Below are 15,942 nucleotides of genomic sequence, written 5' to 3' on the forward strand. Positions count from 1 at the left end.
GAATTTTACTTTCTGACTATACAAAGGTATTGAAAAACCAACGCTTGGATGAAGTCAAGGGCGTGAGTAAGGTAGAATATTATAATAATGTAATCTGCTTCAAGGTAAAACTAACCACAAACTACCCTCAAAAGGGTATTGCCGCTTCACCTGTTGGATTTGTAATTTTAATGCTGATTAAACCTACAAACCATGAATACCGCCAAGCCTATATTGCCCAACGAAATTGTTTATTTAGAGGCTGACCAGAATTATAGCATTCTGCATCTCAAAAACGGCCATAAAAGTCTGTCCGCCTTTACACTTAAACACTACCACAACAAGCTCGGAATTAACCATTTCCTCAGAATACACCGCTCATTTCTCCTCAATCCTGAATACATCAGCGATATTTACAAAGCAGGGGGAATATTTTTTATTAAAATGAGCAACGGAAAACACATACAAGTGTCCAGACGAAAAAAATTACTTGTGAAGAACTTATAGGATAACACCTTGCAAATCTTGCATTTTAGTTCCTCTTTTATTTTGCATAATGCCATGTATTTCAATACATTTGTCTGTACTACAACCAAACAAATTTCATGGAAATAGCTGTACAATACGCACACGAAAAAGACCTCGACTGGCAGGAATTTAATGATACCCTTATTGCATCTTCTTTAGGCGAAAGACGACCTGTGGACGATTTTGAGCGGATAAAAGCAATGGTTGAAAATGCCAATCTGATTATTACGGCAAGAATCAACAATAAACTGGTAGGTGTGGCAAGGTCAGTTACTGATTGGGTTTTCTGTACTTATTTATCTGATTTATTTGTTGATGAACAATATCAGAAATTAGGTATTGGTCGGGAATTGATTCGTCATACAAAAATTGCCAGTCCACAGGCTAAATTAATTCTGCTTTCGGCACCTAAAGCCATTAATTACTATCCTCGTATCGGTATGACACATCATACGCACGCCTATACCTTAGATGACCCCAACGATTTAGTATAAGCATACATAAATAAATCCTTTCTGATGATATAAATACACCCGTTTCCGGCTTATATTTGGTAATCTATTCAATATATATTTACCTGTCATTCAACCTTATTTACTATGACCACCCGTAGAAATTTTATTAAAACAACCGGAACACTGGCCGCTTTTTCTATTGTACCAAGAAATGTATTAGGCAGAGGATTTTTAGCACCAAGCGATGTAATTAATGTTGGTTTTATTGGTTTAGGCCGCCAGGCTCGTGGGCTTCAGGGGCGGTTTTTAGAAACCAAAGAAATTAACCTGCTTGCTGCCTGCGATGTGGACAAATCCAAATCTGACAGTTTTACACAAGATTTGTTTGTAAAAAATGCCAAACAGTTTTTGGGCGAAGAAAAAACACAGCCAAAGGTTTATGAAAACTATCTGGAATTATTAGATAGAAAAGATATTGATGCCGTAGTAATTGCCACGCCAGACCATTGGCACGCTTCTATAGCCATAAGAGCCGCAGAAAAAGGGAAAGACATCTATTTAGAAAAACCGCTTACTTTCACAGTAGCTGAAGGCAGAGCCTTGGTGAATGCCGTAAGAAAAAATAAAAGGGTATTACAAACAGGCAGCATGCAACGTTCGGCTGATGGTTTCAGAAGGGCCTGTGAGCTGGTAAGAAACGGATATATCGGAGAGATTACCGAAGTGAGAGTAACCATAGGCGGCCCGCCTAAACCAGTAGATTTTCAACCCGAACCAGTACCTGCTACCATGAACTGGGATATGTGGCTGGGACCCAATCAACCACACCCTTATCACCATTTTCTGGCACCACGTCTGGAAGATACGTTCTGGGGCAAATGGCGTTATTATAAAGGTTTTGGTGGTGGCGATGTAACCGATTGGGGTGCACACATGTTTGATATTGCCCAATGGGGCTTAGGTATGGACGAAAGTGGTCCGGTAGAACTATATCCTCCTACCTATCCCGAGGCAGACCAGGGAATGGTTTTTAAATATGCTAATGGCGTAAAAATGATACATCATGATTTTGGCAAAGGCAACGCTGTTCAGTTCAGAGGCAAAGATGGTATCATTGAAGTAAGCCGCTCGTTTCTGAATGTGCCTGACAAGCTAAAAGACGTGCAATTGAAAGAAACTGATATTAAACTGGTGTCTCCAGTTGGCGGCAATCATTATAAAGACTTTTTAAACTCAATACGTACCCGACAAAAACCACTATGCGATGTAGAAATCGGGCATCGTACCTGTACCGTCTGCAATATTGCCAATATCGGGTATGAATTGCGTCGCCCTTTGAAATGGAATCCTGTTACAGAGAAATTTGACGATGCAGAAGCTAATAAAAAACTCAGCAGAAAAATGCGTGAGCCTTTTGGCGTGAAAGTGTAAAACGTGTAAAAGAGATAAAAGAAATGCCTGTTCAAAAAACAGGCATTTCTTTTATCTCACTCTGCTCCAATTTCTGCGTTGTTTTCTTTTCTTGAAAATATCTCTGATGCCTTGCCCCCAGCCCTCTCTAATTTCAGAATAACAGGCATTAGGTGAGTCTGGCAGTTTGCGGTGAATAGGTACAAAAAGCCCGAAATAGGCATTCAATCCTTTCGGATTACCTATATTCAAAAGTCCTGGTAAATTATCAGTCCCTAAAAACAATGGACCCGCTCTGCCTGCCAGTCCCATTGTCAGATTCCGGTACCCATTCTGTAAAGCAAGCGGCACAGATACCTCTAACCATTTCGACTCCCAACGGGGAATAAAAGCAATCATAGAGGGCTGATTCATGCCAATTGATTTGGTACCTCTGATACTCTGAATCCAGGTAGCATTCAGGTATATTCTTTCCGAAAACGCATAATCAAAAGTAGTGGCAATTACGGCTGGCAGCGGCACGTTAAACTGATGTCGGTAATTAATGTCTGTCCAGCCAAAAGCAGTATTCATCTGATTATAAAGTTTATCAGGCGAATCTATTTTATTAAAAGTACCGGGACTTATCAGCACATTCGATTCAGCCACATCTGTCTGATAAACAAATGGTTCACTTTTATAGCGTATCTGGCCAAAATCAAGCAATGCCATACTGAGCTTATATTGGTACTTGTTTTTAGTACCATCCATCATCAACCCATCTTTGACACGTATATCGTACTTATTATAATCAGGCCTATATTCATACACAAAACCAATATCTAACCCATAGCCAATACCCGCAGGTGCATTGCCAAATAACCAGTTCGGGCTGAATCCGGCAATCTGTAATGCTCCGATTTTGGTCATGCCATAAGTTCCGACCGCATTTTCAAAGAAAAGATTCTGTTTTCTGGGTCGGTTCGCTATCTGGTCTATCGTAAAATCAACTTCTTGTCCAATATAATGTAGGTTCAGAACAGCATTTACCCGTTTAACAGTTAAGCCTGCTTTCAGAAAATGTTCCTCCTGCTCTCTGATAACTTTCCCGACAGTCAGCCCCATTTCAGCATATCCATTCAGGTTTGCCGCAAAATGGTTATCATTCTGCGGAATACCATAGGTAGTTGGCAGAACTGTACCATTCACAAAAACACGGGCAACAGGGGTAGTAGTATTATTAAGATTGGCAATGAGCCGCCCACGGGTAGTAAGACCGATAGCCATTTTGGCTTTTTCAAGCGTAAACATGAGCGAAGGGCCTCTGATATCGGCTCCAAAAAATGCAGTAGAATTGGTATTGTCAAGCGATTCTTTGGTATAGCTGTTCCGATATAGAATACTCCCGTTATCGGCACGGTGTCTGGCCGCAACAGTATTGGTTACAAGCCCTAAAACAGAATAAGGGGCACCCCAGGCCGCATAATTATTGATAACATCGATATTGGCTCCGGCAAGATTAAGAAAAATTTTATAGCGGGAATCGGCTACGTTTGCCGGATTGGTATAAATACCATAGGTACCTCCATAATTACTCGGCGAAATACCCAGCCACTGTTGTGAATAGGTTTGCAAATGGATAAATACCAAAAAAAAGCAAAAGGGTAGCCGCATCTATAATAGGATTATATTTCCTGAAACTGGATTCAATCAATAGCCATTTATCTAAGAAACTGTTTAAGTTAATCTTTTCCGTTCAAAATGATTCTTATTCGCAAATGCTGCGCCACCAAAATCCCGCGCGGCGTCCGCTCATTTAGCTCTGCTAAACTCCGGTTTTGTTGTCTTGCCTTTGCAAAAAATAATTCATTTTGATTCATAAAACTTAACTTAAACAGTTTCTAAAAGAACGACAAAAATAATTATTTATATACAAAATCGGTAGAAGATTTTGAATTAATGATTGCTTATGATATTTTAGTCCATTAGTTTATCCTAAAACCAAAGAAACTTATATGACCTACGACTTCAAAAACTACCAAACCGAGAGTTTTTTTGATGAGATGCTTACTGACGAAACTGCTGCAAGAGTAGGTAATCATTTTTTAAAAGAACGGATTGAAAAGCTTTCTATTGGTGAATTATTAATCAAACAAAAAGCCGCCGAACGGTCTATGATTTCGGCCGGGATTACTTTCAATGTATATTCAGAAGAAGGTGGAACCGAACGGATTATTCCTGTCGATATTATTCCGAGGGTGATTGACTCTTCAGAATGGAATCGTTTAGAGAAAGGCTTGCTTCAGCGTATTACCGCTCTGAACCTTTTTTTACAGGATATTTACAATGAACAGAAAATTCTGAAAGACAAAGTTATTCCCCGTGAAATCATTGAATCGAGCAAAGGCTTTCTGAAAGAATGTAAGGGACTCACCCCTCCTAAAAAAATCTGGATTCATATTACAGGTACCGACCTGATACGTGGAAATGACGGAGTTTTCAGGGTACTTGAAGATAACCTTCGCTGTCCGTCTGGTGTATCTTATATGCTCGAAAACCGTGAATTATCCAAACAGACTTTTCCCGATGTCCTTTCACAATCAAGTGTACGCTCCATTTCTGAATACCCTGCCAAACTATTAGAGGTATTACGTTATATATCCGGTCGCCCAGACCCAACGGTGGTAGTTTTAACCCCTGGTATTTATAATTCAGCCTATTTTGAACACTCTTATCTGGCACAACAAATGGGTGTTGAACTGGTAGATTACAGAGATTTGGTAGTATCAGGTGATTATGTAAAAATGCGGACAACGAAAGGCTTTAAAACTGTTGATGTAATTTACAGAAGAATTGATGATACGTTTATGGACCCCCTCACATTTAATCCTCACTCGCTGATAGGTATTCCGGGTCTGTTTGATGTATATAGAAAAGGAAATATTGCGCGTGCCAACGCACCGGGTACGGGCGTGGCCGATGATAAAGTAGTGTATGCGTATGTACCAAGAATTATAAAGTATTATTTAGGTGAAGAGGCCATTATTCCGAATGTGGATACCTATATCTGTGGAGAAGAGGGGTCAATGAAATATGTATTGGAAAACATTGCCGACTTAGTAGTAAAAGAAGCCAATGAAGCCGGAGGATATGGTATGCTGATTGGCCCTAAAGCCACCAAAAAAGAGCATGACCTGTTCAAGAAAAGAATTAAGGCTAATCCGAGAAACTATATTGCCCAACCTACTATCTCTTTATCACGTAGCCCTTGTGTATTAGAAGAAGGTCTGGAAGGTCGGCATGTGGATTTGCGCCCTTATATACTCTATGGCAATGGCATTCATGTAACACCCGGCGGGCTTACCCGTGTGGCTTTGCGTAAAGGTTCGTTAGTAGTTAATTCATCGCAGGGAGGTGGAAGCAAAGATACCTGGGTGCTGTATTAAGAAAACTGAAGGCATCATTTATTTTTGATTCTGCAATAAGGTTCGTATTTTTGCGGTAACTTAGGCTGGTGCATCATCAGCCAGTTACTGACACATCAATTTTATATGAATATTACTCGTTATTCGACAATTGCCGCCATTATTGTATTAGCTGCTTTGTCAAGATTTTTTCCGCATCCTTTCAATTTTACGCCTATGGCTGCCATAGCTTTATTTGGGGGTGCTTACTTCAGTAATCGCTGGCTGGCTTTTCTGGTTCCTTTTTCTGCCATGCTTATCAGCGATACCATGCACGAGCTACTAACAGGGCATGGGTTCCATTCAGGTATGCCTGTGGTTTATGGTTCATTTGCACTGGTTACATTAGTAGGCATTATGGTTCTGAAAAAAGTAAGCATATTGAAGGTAGTAAGTGCTGCAGTAGCAAGTTCGTTGATTTTCTTTTTAATCACCAATTTTGCTTTCTTATACCCTGAGGCTGCTGTGCCAAGCCCTTCATTAGGAAATTATCCGCATAACTGGACTGGTATCATAGCCTCGTATGAAGCAGGATTACCTTTTCTGAAAAATCAGATTTTAGGAGATTTATTTTATTCTGGCCTGTTATTTGGTAGCTTCTATCTGTTACAACGCCGCTTTGAAGTATTAAGAGTTGCCTGAGTATATTTTACTTACAATTTAATATTGAAAAAGAGGTTTTCCATTAGAAAACCTCTTTTTCATATAAGGTTTATCTGTTAAGTTTTACAGCTAAAAAACTGCCGTTTCAATCATTTTTAATCTAAATGTGACTATATCAGTGAAAAAAAACATCTTTTTTCTATTCTTGCTATGCTGTTTCTGCGGCACTACACAATTATTGGCACAAACCAATTATCAGAGAGGTTGGGAATATCTGAACAATGCCGATGTAAATAATGCCATCGCTTCTTTTGAAAAAGCCGTAAAAGACAAGCCCACCAAAGAAAAAGCGCAATTAACTCTTACCATGCTTTATTCGGTCTTGGGCAAATCAGAAAAAGCCTCTGAACTTTTTAATGATTTTTACGACCATAATCCCGACCCGGGTGACGAATTATTTGCCATGTGGTTTGATGAGGGTGTGGTAGGTTATCCTACCAAGCACAAACCTTTTCAGCTTAATATGATGAAAAAGGTCGAATCTGATGCCCGTTTAAAAACCAGATTTGAAGAAATTATCAAGTACCGTTTCATTACGCATTATACATTTGCCAATAATCTGGAAAAATATAAAGCGTATGACCAGCAAATGAATTCAGTTAAAAACTGGGCTTTGGTAGGACCATTTGATAATGTAATGAATAGCGGTTTTAATAAAGACTTTGGCGTATTACAGCATCCGAAGCCTGAAAAAACCTTTCAGTCAAGATATGGTGCCGATATTCAATGGTTTATACCCCAATTAGGCTTACAAGACGGCTACTACTATAAAACCTATAATTTTTATAGCGTCAATTCTATCATCTATGCGCAATCGTTTATAGAATCATCAGAGGAGCAAGATGTGCTGATGAAAATCGGTTATTCAGGTTCGTTAAAAGTATGGCTGAACGATTCGCTGGCTTATAGCGAACAGGAAAGAAGAAGAACCGAAATAGATTATTTTCAGATAAAATGCCATCTGAATAAAGGTTATAATAGGGTGCTGATTCAATTGGGCGAGTATGAAGAAACTTTCCCCAGTTTTTATGTGAGATTTACAGACTTAGCCGACAAGCATCTGCCACTCAATTCTCAGAATACCTATCAGCCTTATCAGAAAAACAAGGGTTCTTTTACGCATATCCCGTTTTTTGCCGTTGAGGGGTTAAAGAAAAAATTTGATAAAAATGATATTTTATCTCAATTGCTCTTAGCCAAAGCGTATATGAGAGCCAATGATTTATACGCTGCCGAAGAAATTCTGAGTGCATTGGCAGTGGCTTATCCTAAAAATTATCTGGTATTAAGACAATTGATTCTGTTTTATAAAGATTCGGAAAATACTACCGAACAGAATAAAACTTATGCCACCTTTAAAGAATTGTATCCGAATGACCTCGATATATTGGCCAATGAAATATCAGATATAGCTAATGATACCGATAAAAGTAAACTCAAAGGATTGATTAGCACATTTAAAGAAAATTATCCTTACGTTGAATTCAATAATCTTCTCTATGAGATTATCCTGCTGGGTATCGATGAAAATCTTGACAAGATGCTGGAAAAGATGGAGGAGATAACCAAAAAATATCCTGACAACAGCGAACTGGTTCTCATCAGACATAACCTTCAGAAAGCATTGAATGCTGATCCGCAAAAATCTAACGAACTTTTAGAAAATTTCCTGAAAGAAACCTACAGCTTTGCCGTTGCCGAAAGTTTACGTGAAAACTATATTGCGCAGGGAAGAATAGACGATGCCATTAAAACGCTCGAATGGGCAAGAAATTATTCTAAAGACCCTCTGTTAGATAAAAAGATAATAAACCTGCTTACCCGTAAAAGAGATTATGATGGAGCCATCAAGGCAGCTATGAGAATTCTGAAAAATGTACCGTCAGATTATTCAAACCTGGGAGACCTGGCTACTTTGTATAAAATGAAAAACGACAAGAAAAATGCGATGGTCTATTATGAAGAAGCCTTGCGTTATTTTCCTTTCTCGTTTGAGTACAATGAAAAAAAACGGGAATTGAAAGACCAGAAAGCCGTTTTTGATTTAGCCGGAAGCATTTCTCCTGCGGAGGTAATCGGTGCCTACGAAAAAGAATATGTAGCCAAAAGCAAACAGTCTTATGATATTGTGATAGACAAAAAAACGTTGGTTATATTTAAAACAAAAGCTACCGGATACCGTCGGTCTTACATTATCAAGATAAATCAGGAAAGTGCGATTGAAGACTGGCAGAAAATAGAACTGACTGCCGATGCCAATATGAGCCTACAAGTAAACGAGACAAAAACCATTAAAAAGAACGGCAATAAAATAGAAGCCGAACGCAATGGAGACGAGGCCGTATTTACAAACCTGGAAGTAGGCGACTATATTTATGTAGATTATACCCAGAAGCAAGTAGATGGCAGCAAATCTGCCTTGTTTATCTATGATAGTTTCCCACTTAGCTCTTATAAGCCCATTTATAAGAGAGAATACACCGTTTTTGCTGAAGAAGGTGTCAATCTAAAAGATTCTGTAGCCAATGGAACGCTTAAACCGGAGTTAAGTAAAAAAGATGGCTTTCATGTGCGTAGCTGGAAACTGACCTCGCCTGAGGTACTGAAAAGCGAGACCCATCCCCTACCATTCAGTGATATTGGTATGGTGGTTCACATTAATTTAGGTTATACCTGGTATGACATAGCCCAATGGTATAGCGATTTATCTGAAAAACAGGCACAACCTGATTTTACAATCCGTTCGATTACTAAAAGTCTGTTTGATGGGAAAAACTATACAGACGAGCAAAAGGCAAAAATCATTTATGATTTTGTCTGTAAAAACATTCAGTACAGTTCTGTCGATTTCAGACAAGGAAGCTATGTACCCCAAAAGGCATCAACTATTTATCATACCCGCCTGGGCGACTGTAAAGATGTATCAACCCTTTATGCTTCTATTGCCCGAACAGCCGGGCTTGATGTAAATCTGGTGCTGATTAATACCCGCGATAATGGCCAGAAAGATGTGTTTTTACCCTCGCTGAACTTTAACCACTGTATTGTAAAAGTCAATCTGAAAAGTGGCCCCAAGTATCTGGAACTAACCGATACCGATTTACCTTATGCACACTTGTACTATACCCATAATGAAGCGTCGATTCTGGAAATTCCAAACAAGAGTATTCCGAAAAACATTAGTTTAAGTACGTTGAAACTGAATGAGGGGTATGTGAACAAGATTATCAGAAATAGTACCATTAAAGTAAACTCAACCAATAGTATTGCCGTAAAAAATCAGGTATTAAAAACAGGAAATCAGGCAAGTGGAGCTACGAAAAGTTATTATTACGACGATGACGAGAAAAGAAAAGAGAATCTTAAAAAAGATTTAACAGCCAATTTTACTTCTACTATTAAAGTCAACAGTTTTACTTTTCAAAAACTGGAACCACGGGCAGATACAGCTTCTTATACGTATGAGTACACCGTTGATAATGAAGTAAAGAAAGTAGGCTCTTTTAAAACCTTAAAGATTCCGTTTTCTGATGTGGTTGCGAAACTGGATATTTTTGATGAAGGCCAACGGGTATTTGATTTTGATTATAACTACTACGAAACCGTAGAGTATTATGATGAAACGATTACCATTAATTTAGACAATCCGACCAAGTTCCTTGAAGTTCCAGAAAATGTACATCTGACATTCAAAGGGAATGTATATGATTTAGCCTTTACGAAAATAGACGACCAGCATCTGAAAGTAAAACGAACCTATCAGGCAGAAAGAAAGAATATCAGTGTGAAGGATTTTGAAGAGTTTAAAACATTCATTACCAAAGTAGTAGAAGCCGAAAACACTTCGGTGGTTTTGAAATAACAGGAAAATAACGGGCGTGGCACTAAAAATGCCACGCCCATTTTTAATAACAGATGCTGATGATACCCCTCAGACACCACAGCATTTTTTATATTTTTTACCGCTTCCACAGCTACATAAATCATTCCTTCCTATGGTTTCTGCACCAATAATCGGTGATTGAAGGGTAGGAGAAATTTTGTTTTTCTGCAAAAAATTATTGAAAAACTTAGTCATTCTTTCATGACGATTGCTTAAAGTTTTTCTGAACTTATCGACCTGCGTATATCTGATTTCTCTGATGATTTTCGTAACCGGTAATTTCTTGTCATCTAATTGACCCATCGACACCTCCTGATTGCTATAGTCGTACCACAACTCTAATGATGGCTGTTCGTCATAACTCAATGATAATAACAACAAAACACTGGTACAGGTACAAGAGGGTTGCACACAATAAAAATCACTAATCCAGTACTTGGTGCCTTCAATTTCTATATGCAAATCAAAAGACCAGGGCAGCACCTCATAGTAAGATACCATCTGAGATTCCTGCAATACCTTTCTGTAATTGGCAAAATTGGCTTCAATTTTATTGGCATCAGCCATTTCAGAAGCCATCCCTTTCAGGTCTTTAAAAAAGGTATTGAGTTCACCCCATTGCTCACCTGATATTTCATTTTCAAGCGATTTCAGATAAGTATCTTTCGTACTATCTATTACTTCCGAGTCGGTGTATTTTAAAACCTGATTATTGGCAACATCTAAGGCATAGAGTTGGTCGGCATCTGCAAAATAGATGTTTCCGCAGCTACAGGTTAACTCCATACAAGGCTGTAGTTCATCTGATTTCAATATTTTTCCGGCAAACTCTCCCTCTCCTATCTCAATATTGATAAAAGCCTCTTTCGGATTTTTGATTTGGTAGGTAAACATGGTTTGTTGTTTTCTGAAACCACAAAATTATGGCAAAAATGGGTAAGAAAAAAGGCAACCCACAAGAGTTGCCTTCCTATATCATTTTTTAACTAATCTCAATCATAATTCAAAACCGGGCTTAACCATTTTTCTACGTCTTCCACACTCATATCCTTCCGTTGCGCATAATCAATCACTTGGTCTTTGCTGATTTTACCTATGGTGAAATATTTGCTTTCGGGGTGAGAGAAATACCAGCCGCTTACTGAACTTGCCGGATACATGGCAAAACTTTCGGTGAGTTCAATGCCTATTTTCTCTGCCTCTAATAAATCAAATAAAGCACGCTTCTCGGTATGGTCAGGGCAGGCCGGATAACCCGGTGCCGGACGAATACCCTTGTATCTTTCTGAAATCAGTTCATCATTGCTCAGGTTTTCGTCAGTATCATAGCCCCAATACTCTTTACGTACTTTTTCGTGCATTAATTCGGTAAAGGCTTCTGCCAGACGATCGGCAATGGCTTTGAGCATGATTGAATTATAATCGTCATGGTCTTTTTCATATTGTTCCAATAATGGTTCAATGCCTAACCCTGCTGTTACCGCAAAAGCCCCGATATAATCTTCTTTATGCGAACTGACAGGCGCGATGAAGTCTGACAGACATAAATTTGGGAGATTCTGTGCTTTCTGGTTTTGCTGACGCAGGTTGTGTAAAACGGTTAGAGAAGTAGTATTTTCTACTAACTGCCCATCTTCGGCAACGGCAGTATTGCTTAATACTCTGTATCCTGTGCCTTTCAGGCTGCCTTGCCCGGCCAAATCATAATGATACTCTTCAAAATTGTGTAATACAATATCATCGCCTTCTGCATTGGCCGGATAAAACCCGATTACCGCCTTGGCTTGCAATGATTTATCTGCAATCACTTTCTTCAGCATTTTCTGGGCATCATCATACAGTTTCTTCGCCTCTGCGCCTACTACTTCATCATTAAAGATTTTCGGGTATTTACCATGCAATTGCCAGGTCTGGAAGAAAGGCGTCCAGTCGATGTATTTAGCGATTTCTGCCAAATCATAGTTTTCAAATACTTTCGTTCCTAAAAACTTGGGTTTCACAGGTTGGAAATTCGCCCAATCAATCGGCACACGGTTTTCACGTGCCTTTTCTATAGTAATAAAGTTTTTATCCTTTTGTCGGCTGGCGTGTTCTGTTCTCAGGTTGGCATATTGTGTTTTTATTTCATCATAAATTTCCTGATGGGTCTGCGCATTCTGCATCAAACGGCCAGCCACCGGAACACTCTTGGAAGCATCTAATACGTGAATAACCGGACCCGAATAGTGCGGGTCAATTTTAACAGCCGTATGAATACGAGAAGTAGTGGCTCCACCAATCAGCAAAGGCATTTTAAAACCCTGACGTTCCATTTCTTTAGCTACTCCCACCATTTCATCTAAACTTGGCGTAATCAGTCCTGAGAGACCGATAATGTCTACATTGTGCTTTTTCGCTTCTGCTAAAATCTTGTCGGTCGGCACCATCACGCCTAAGTCTATGATTTCATAGTTGTTACAACCCAATACTACCCCTACAATATTTTTACCGATGTCGTGCACATCGCCTTTTACGGTTGCCATCAGTATTTTTCCGGCACTCGAACTTTCGCCGCCCTCTTTTTCAGCCTCAATAAAAGGTAATAAATAGGCTACGGCTTTTTTCATGACACGAGCCGATTTTACTACCTGTGGCAGAAACATTTTCCCTGCACCAAACAAATCGCCCACTACATTCATACCGTCCATCAATGGGCCTTCAATAACATGCAAGGGCTTTTCTGCCTGCTGACGGGCCTCTTCAACGTCTGTATCAATATACTCAGTCAGTCCCTTTACAAGGGCATGTTCCAGACGCTTATTCACTGGTAATTCTCTCCACGCATTATCAATTACCTGCTCTTTGCCTTTCGATTTTACTGTCTCTGCAAACGTAACCAATCTTTCGGTAGCATCGGGGCGGCGATTCAGAATTACATCTTCACATAGCTCAAGCATATCTTTCGGAATATCGTCATACACACCCAACTGTCCTGCATTTACGATACCCATATCCATACCCGCCTGAATCGCGTAATATAAGAAAACTGTGTGCATCGCTTCACGTACAGGCTCATTTCCTCTGAAACTGAACGATATATTAGATACCCCACCTGATACTTTGGCATAAGGCAGGTTTTCTTTTATCCAGCGGGTAGCATTGATAAAATCTACTGCATAGTTATTATGTTCTTCAATACCTGTGGCAACAGTCAGAATATTAGGGTCAAAGATGATGTCCTGCGGAGGGAAGTTCACCTCGTTTACCAATATATCGTAGGCACGTTTACATATTTCAATCCGGCGTTCGTAGCTATCGGCTTGTCCTGTTTCATCAAATGCCATTACCACAGCTGAAGCACCATAGCGTTTTACTTTCTCTGCTGACTCCTTGAATTTCTCTACCCCTTCTTTCAAAGAAATAGAGTTTACGATTGATTTTCCCTGCACGCATTTCAGTCCTGCTTCAATCACTTCCCATTTCGACGAGTCAATCATGATAGGTAACCGGGCAATGTCAGGCTCTGCCATTAGCAGATTCAGGAATGTTTTCATGGCTTCTACCCCGTCAATCATCCCCTCATCAAGATTCACGTCAATTACTTGCGCACCACCTTCAACCTGCTCACGGGCCACCGAAATGGCTTCATCATATTTGCTTTCACGAATCAATCGGGCAAATTTCTTTGAGCCTGTTACATTACAACGCTCACCTATATTTACATAGTTGGTTTCTTTGGTAATCTTCAGAGGCTCTAATCCTGATAGTTTCTGAATCGGTTCAAAGTGAGGAATTTCTCTCGGTTTGTATTTTTGTGCCACCTCAGCAATGGCATGAATATGTGCCGGAGTTGTACCACAACAGCCCCCAATGATATTCATAAAGCCGTTCTGCAAAAAATCCTCTACAATATCGGCCATTTCTTCCGGCGACTGGTCATATTCTCCCATTTCGTTAGGCAAACCTGCGTTGGGGTGAGCCGACACCATAAAAGGAGCTTCATTGGCCAGTGTCTGTACGTATGGGCGCATCAAATCAGCCCCTAAAGCACAGTTTAAGCCCACCGACAACAAATCTATGTGAGAAACCGAAGTTAAAAAGGCTTCCGTAGTTTGTCCTGACAGGGTTCTGCCTGAGGCATCGGTAATCGTACCCGATACCATTACAGGAATTTTTACGTCTTTTCCGGCCAGAACCGCTTTCTCATGCGTTTGCTTTGGAATCGAATGGCTTTGTAGTGGGCGGATGGTTCCTTTTCTTTTATCTGACTGGTATAAATCTATGGCAAAAAGAGCCGCCTTGGCATTGAGTGTATCAAAAATGGTTTCAACTAACAATACATCTGCCCCCCCATCAACCAGGCCCTGTATCTGCTCATAGTAGGCATCTACCAGTTCATCAAAGGTAATGGCCCGAAAACCCGGGTCGTTTACATCAGGTGAAAGCGAGAGCGTACGGTTGGTAGGCCCAATAGAGCCTGCAACAAAACGTGGTTTATCAGGGTTTGCAGCAGTAAATTCATCAGCTACTTCACGGGCAATTTTAGCAGACTCGTAATTGAGTTCGTACACATAGTCTTCCATGTGATAATCGGCCATGGCAATAGAAGTACTCGAAAATGTATTGGTTTCGGCTATATCGGCCCCTGCTTCAAAATATTTGGCATGTATTTCCTTGATAACATCGGGACGGGTAATTGAAAGCATATCGTTGTTGCCCTTTACTTCATGCGGAAAATCACGGAATTTTGCTCCACGATAATCTTCATCGGTCAACTTGTATTGCTGAATCAATGAACCCATAGCTCCGTCAAGAACCAGAATTCTGTTTTTTAAAATTTCACGAATGTCGCTCACTTGAATCTATCTTTTAAGTTTTGCAGCACGATTTCTTTAATCGTGTGTACTAACAACAAAATTTATCTCACAAAAATACCATTTAAAGATTGATTTTTTGGAAACATTTAATAAAATAGATAAAATATCTAAATAAGATAAAAAACTTATCAGTTTTATTTTTAAATTTGAACTAAATATTTGCTTCAAACGAGATTTTATCTATGCAAAAACTGGATTCGACAGACAGAGAAATTTTAAAATACTTACAGGAGAATGCGCATCTGACAACGAAAGAACTGGCTTCCCGTCTGAACCTATCGCCTACACCTGTATATGAGCGTGTACGCCGTCTGGAAAATGACGGGGTCATCAAAAAATATGTAGCGGTAATTGACCGGGAAAAAATTGGCAAAGACCTGATGGTATTCTGTAATATCCGGCTGAAAGAACATGCACAGGAAGCAGGCAAAAAGTTTGTGGAAGAAATAGTAAAACTGACCGAGGTAATAGAATGTCACAACATTTCGGGCGAATATGATTTTATGATAAAAGTAGTAGTTGACGATATGCGGGAGTACCAAAGTTTCCTGATGAATAAATTAGCCTCCCTCGAAAACATCGGTAGTACGCACAGTATTTTTGTGATGAGCGAAGTGAAGAACGAAACGAAATTTGAGGTATAACTTTTGGAGAACGGAATATGGAGAAAGGTTAAAGGAGCAAACGAAAATACTTACTTATAGATTAAAAGAGCCAAACCAACT

The 15,942-nt window shown here is 39.6% G+C and carries 10 protein-coding genes; 7 read left to right on the forward strand and 3 right to left on the reverse strand.

Annotated elements, in window-relative coordinates; translation table 11 throughout:
* The first annotated feature begins 192 nt into the window (after positions 1-192).
* The 3 genes from EWM59_RS10495 (at position 193) to EWM59_RS10505 (ending at position 2,393) form a co-directional block, all read left to right on the forward strand.
* Complete coding sequence (locus EWM59_RS10495; RefSeq protein ID WP_130020922.1) at positions 193-486, forward strand: LytR/AlgR family response regulator transcription factor; 294 nt, start codon at positions 193-195, stop codon at positions 484-486.
* Between the two features lie 98 nt (positions 487-584).
* Positions 585-1,001 (forward strand): GNAT family N-acetyltransferase, encoded by a 417-nt coding sequence (locus EWM59_RS10500; protein WP_130020923.1) that lies wholly within the window; start codon positions 585-587, stop codon positions 999-1,001.
* A 105-nt stretch (positions 1,002-1,106) separates the two neighbouring features.
* Entirely contained in the window at positions 1,107-2,393 is a 1,287-nt protein-coding gene (locus EWM59_RS10505) for a Gfo/Idh/MocA family protein (protein WP_130020924.1), read from the forward strand.
* A 51-nt stretch (positions 2,394-2,444) separates the two neighbouring features.
* Here the strand turns inward: EWM59_RS10505 and EWM59_RS10510 are convergent, their stop codons facing one another.
* A complete protein-coding gene (locus tag EWM59_RS10510) occupies positions 2,445-4,025 on the reverse strand; it encodes a DUF5723 family protein (protein ID WP_130020925.1) in 1,581 nt (526 codons plus the stop codon).
* A 341-nt stretch (positions 4,026-4,366) separates the two neighbouring features.
* On the opposite strand from EWM59_RS10510, the gene EWM59_RS10515 reads away from it, so the two are divergent.
* From EWM59_RS10515 to EWM59_RS10525, 3 genes are all read left to right on the forward strand, one after another.
* On the forward strand, positions 4,367-5,797 hold the full coding sequence (locus EWM59_RS10515; RefSeq protein ID WP_130020926.1) for a circularly permuted type 2 ATP-grasp protein: 1,431 nt from the start codon (positions 4,367-4,369) through the stop codon (positions 5,795-5,797).
* A 105-nt stretch (positions 5,798-5,902) separates the two neighbouring features.
* A complete protein-coding gene (locus EWM59_RS10520) occupies positions 5,903-6,457 on the forward strand; it encodes a DUF6580 family putative transport protein (RefSeq protein ID WP_130020927.1) in 555 nt (184 codons plus the stop codon).
* Between the two features lie 139 nt (positions 6,458-6,596).
* The gene (locus EWM59_RS10525; RefSeq protein ID WP_130020928.1) at positions 6,597-10,340 is read left to right on the forward strand and encodes a transglutaminase domain-containing protein; all 3,744 of its coding nucleotides are present in this window, start codon (positions 6,597-6,599) and stop codon (positions 10,338-10,340) included.
* A gap of 69 nt (positions 10,341-10,409) precedes the next feature.
* Here the strand turns inward: EWM59_RS10525 and EWM59_RS28225 are convergent, their stop codons facing one another.
* Positions 10,410-11,255, reverse strand: coding sequence for a YecA family protein (locus EWM59_RS28225; RefSeq protein ID WP_207219969.1), 846 nt, complete (start codon positions 11,253-11,255; stop codon positions 10,410-10,412).
* A gap of 98 nt (positions 11,256-11,353) precedes the next feature.
* Positions 11,354-15,142, reverse strand: a complete 3,789-nt coding sequence (gene metH, locus EWM59_RS10535; RefSeq protein WP_374755943.1) for a methionine synthase — start codon at positions 15,140-15,142, stop codon at positions 11,354-11,356.
* Positions 15,143-15,399: 257 nt separating this feature from the next.
* On the opposite strand from metH, the gene EWM59_RS10540 reads away from it, so the two are divergent.
* Positions 15,400-15,861: an Lrp/AsnC family transcriptional regulator gene (locus EWM59_RS10540; protein ID WP_130020930.1), complete on the forward strand. Its 462-nt coding sequence runs from the start codon at positions 15,400-15,402 to the stop codon at positions 15,859-15,861.
* Positions 15,862-15,942 lie beyond the last annotated feature (81 nt).

It is taken from the genome of Emticicia agri, from assembly GCF_004168285.1.
GTDB classification, from domain to species: domain Bacteria; phylum Bacteroidota; class Bacteroidia; order Cytophagales; family Spirosomataceae; genus Emticicia; species Emticicia agri.

Bases quoted from the DNA above. Each gene is read 5' to 3' on its own strand.
- EWM59_RS10495 (WP_130020922.1), top strand. From the start codon at position 193: ATGAATACCGCCAAGCCTATATTGCCCAACGAAATTGTTTATTTAGAG.
- EWM59_RS10500 (WP_130020923.1), top strand. From the start codon at position 585: ATGGAAATAGCTGTACAATACGCACACGAAAAAGACCTCGACTGGCAG.
- EWM59_RS10505 (WP_130020924.1), top strand. From the start codon at position 1,107: ATGACCACCCGTAGAAATTTTATTAAAACAACCGGAACACTGGCCGCT.
- EWM59_RS10510 (WP_130020925.1), bottom strand. From the start codon at position 4,025: ATGCGGCTACCCTTTTGCTTTTTTTTGGTATTTATCCATTTGCAAACC.
- EWM59_RS10515 (WP_130020926.1), top strand. From the start codon at position 4,367: ATGACCTACGACTTCAAAAACTACCAAACCGAGAGTTTTTTTGATGAG.
- EWM59_RS10520 (WP_130020927.1), top strand. From the start codon at position 5,903: ATGAATATTACTCGTTATTCGACAATTGCCGCCATTATTGTATTAGCT.
- EWM59_RS28225 (WP_207219969.1), bottom strand. From the start codon at position 11,255: ATGTTTACCTACCAAATCAAAAATCCGAAAGAGGCTTTTATCAATATT.
- metH (WP_374755943.1), bottom strand. From the start codon at position 15,142: ATGGGTTCATTGATTCAGCAATACAAGTTGACCGATGAAGATTATCGT.
- EWM59_RS10540 (WP_130020930.1), top strand. From the start codon at position 15,400: ATGCAAAAACTGGATTCGACAGACAGAGAAATTTTAAAATACTTACAG.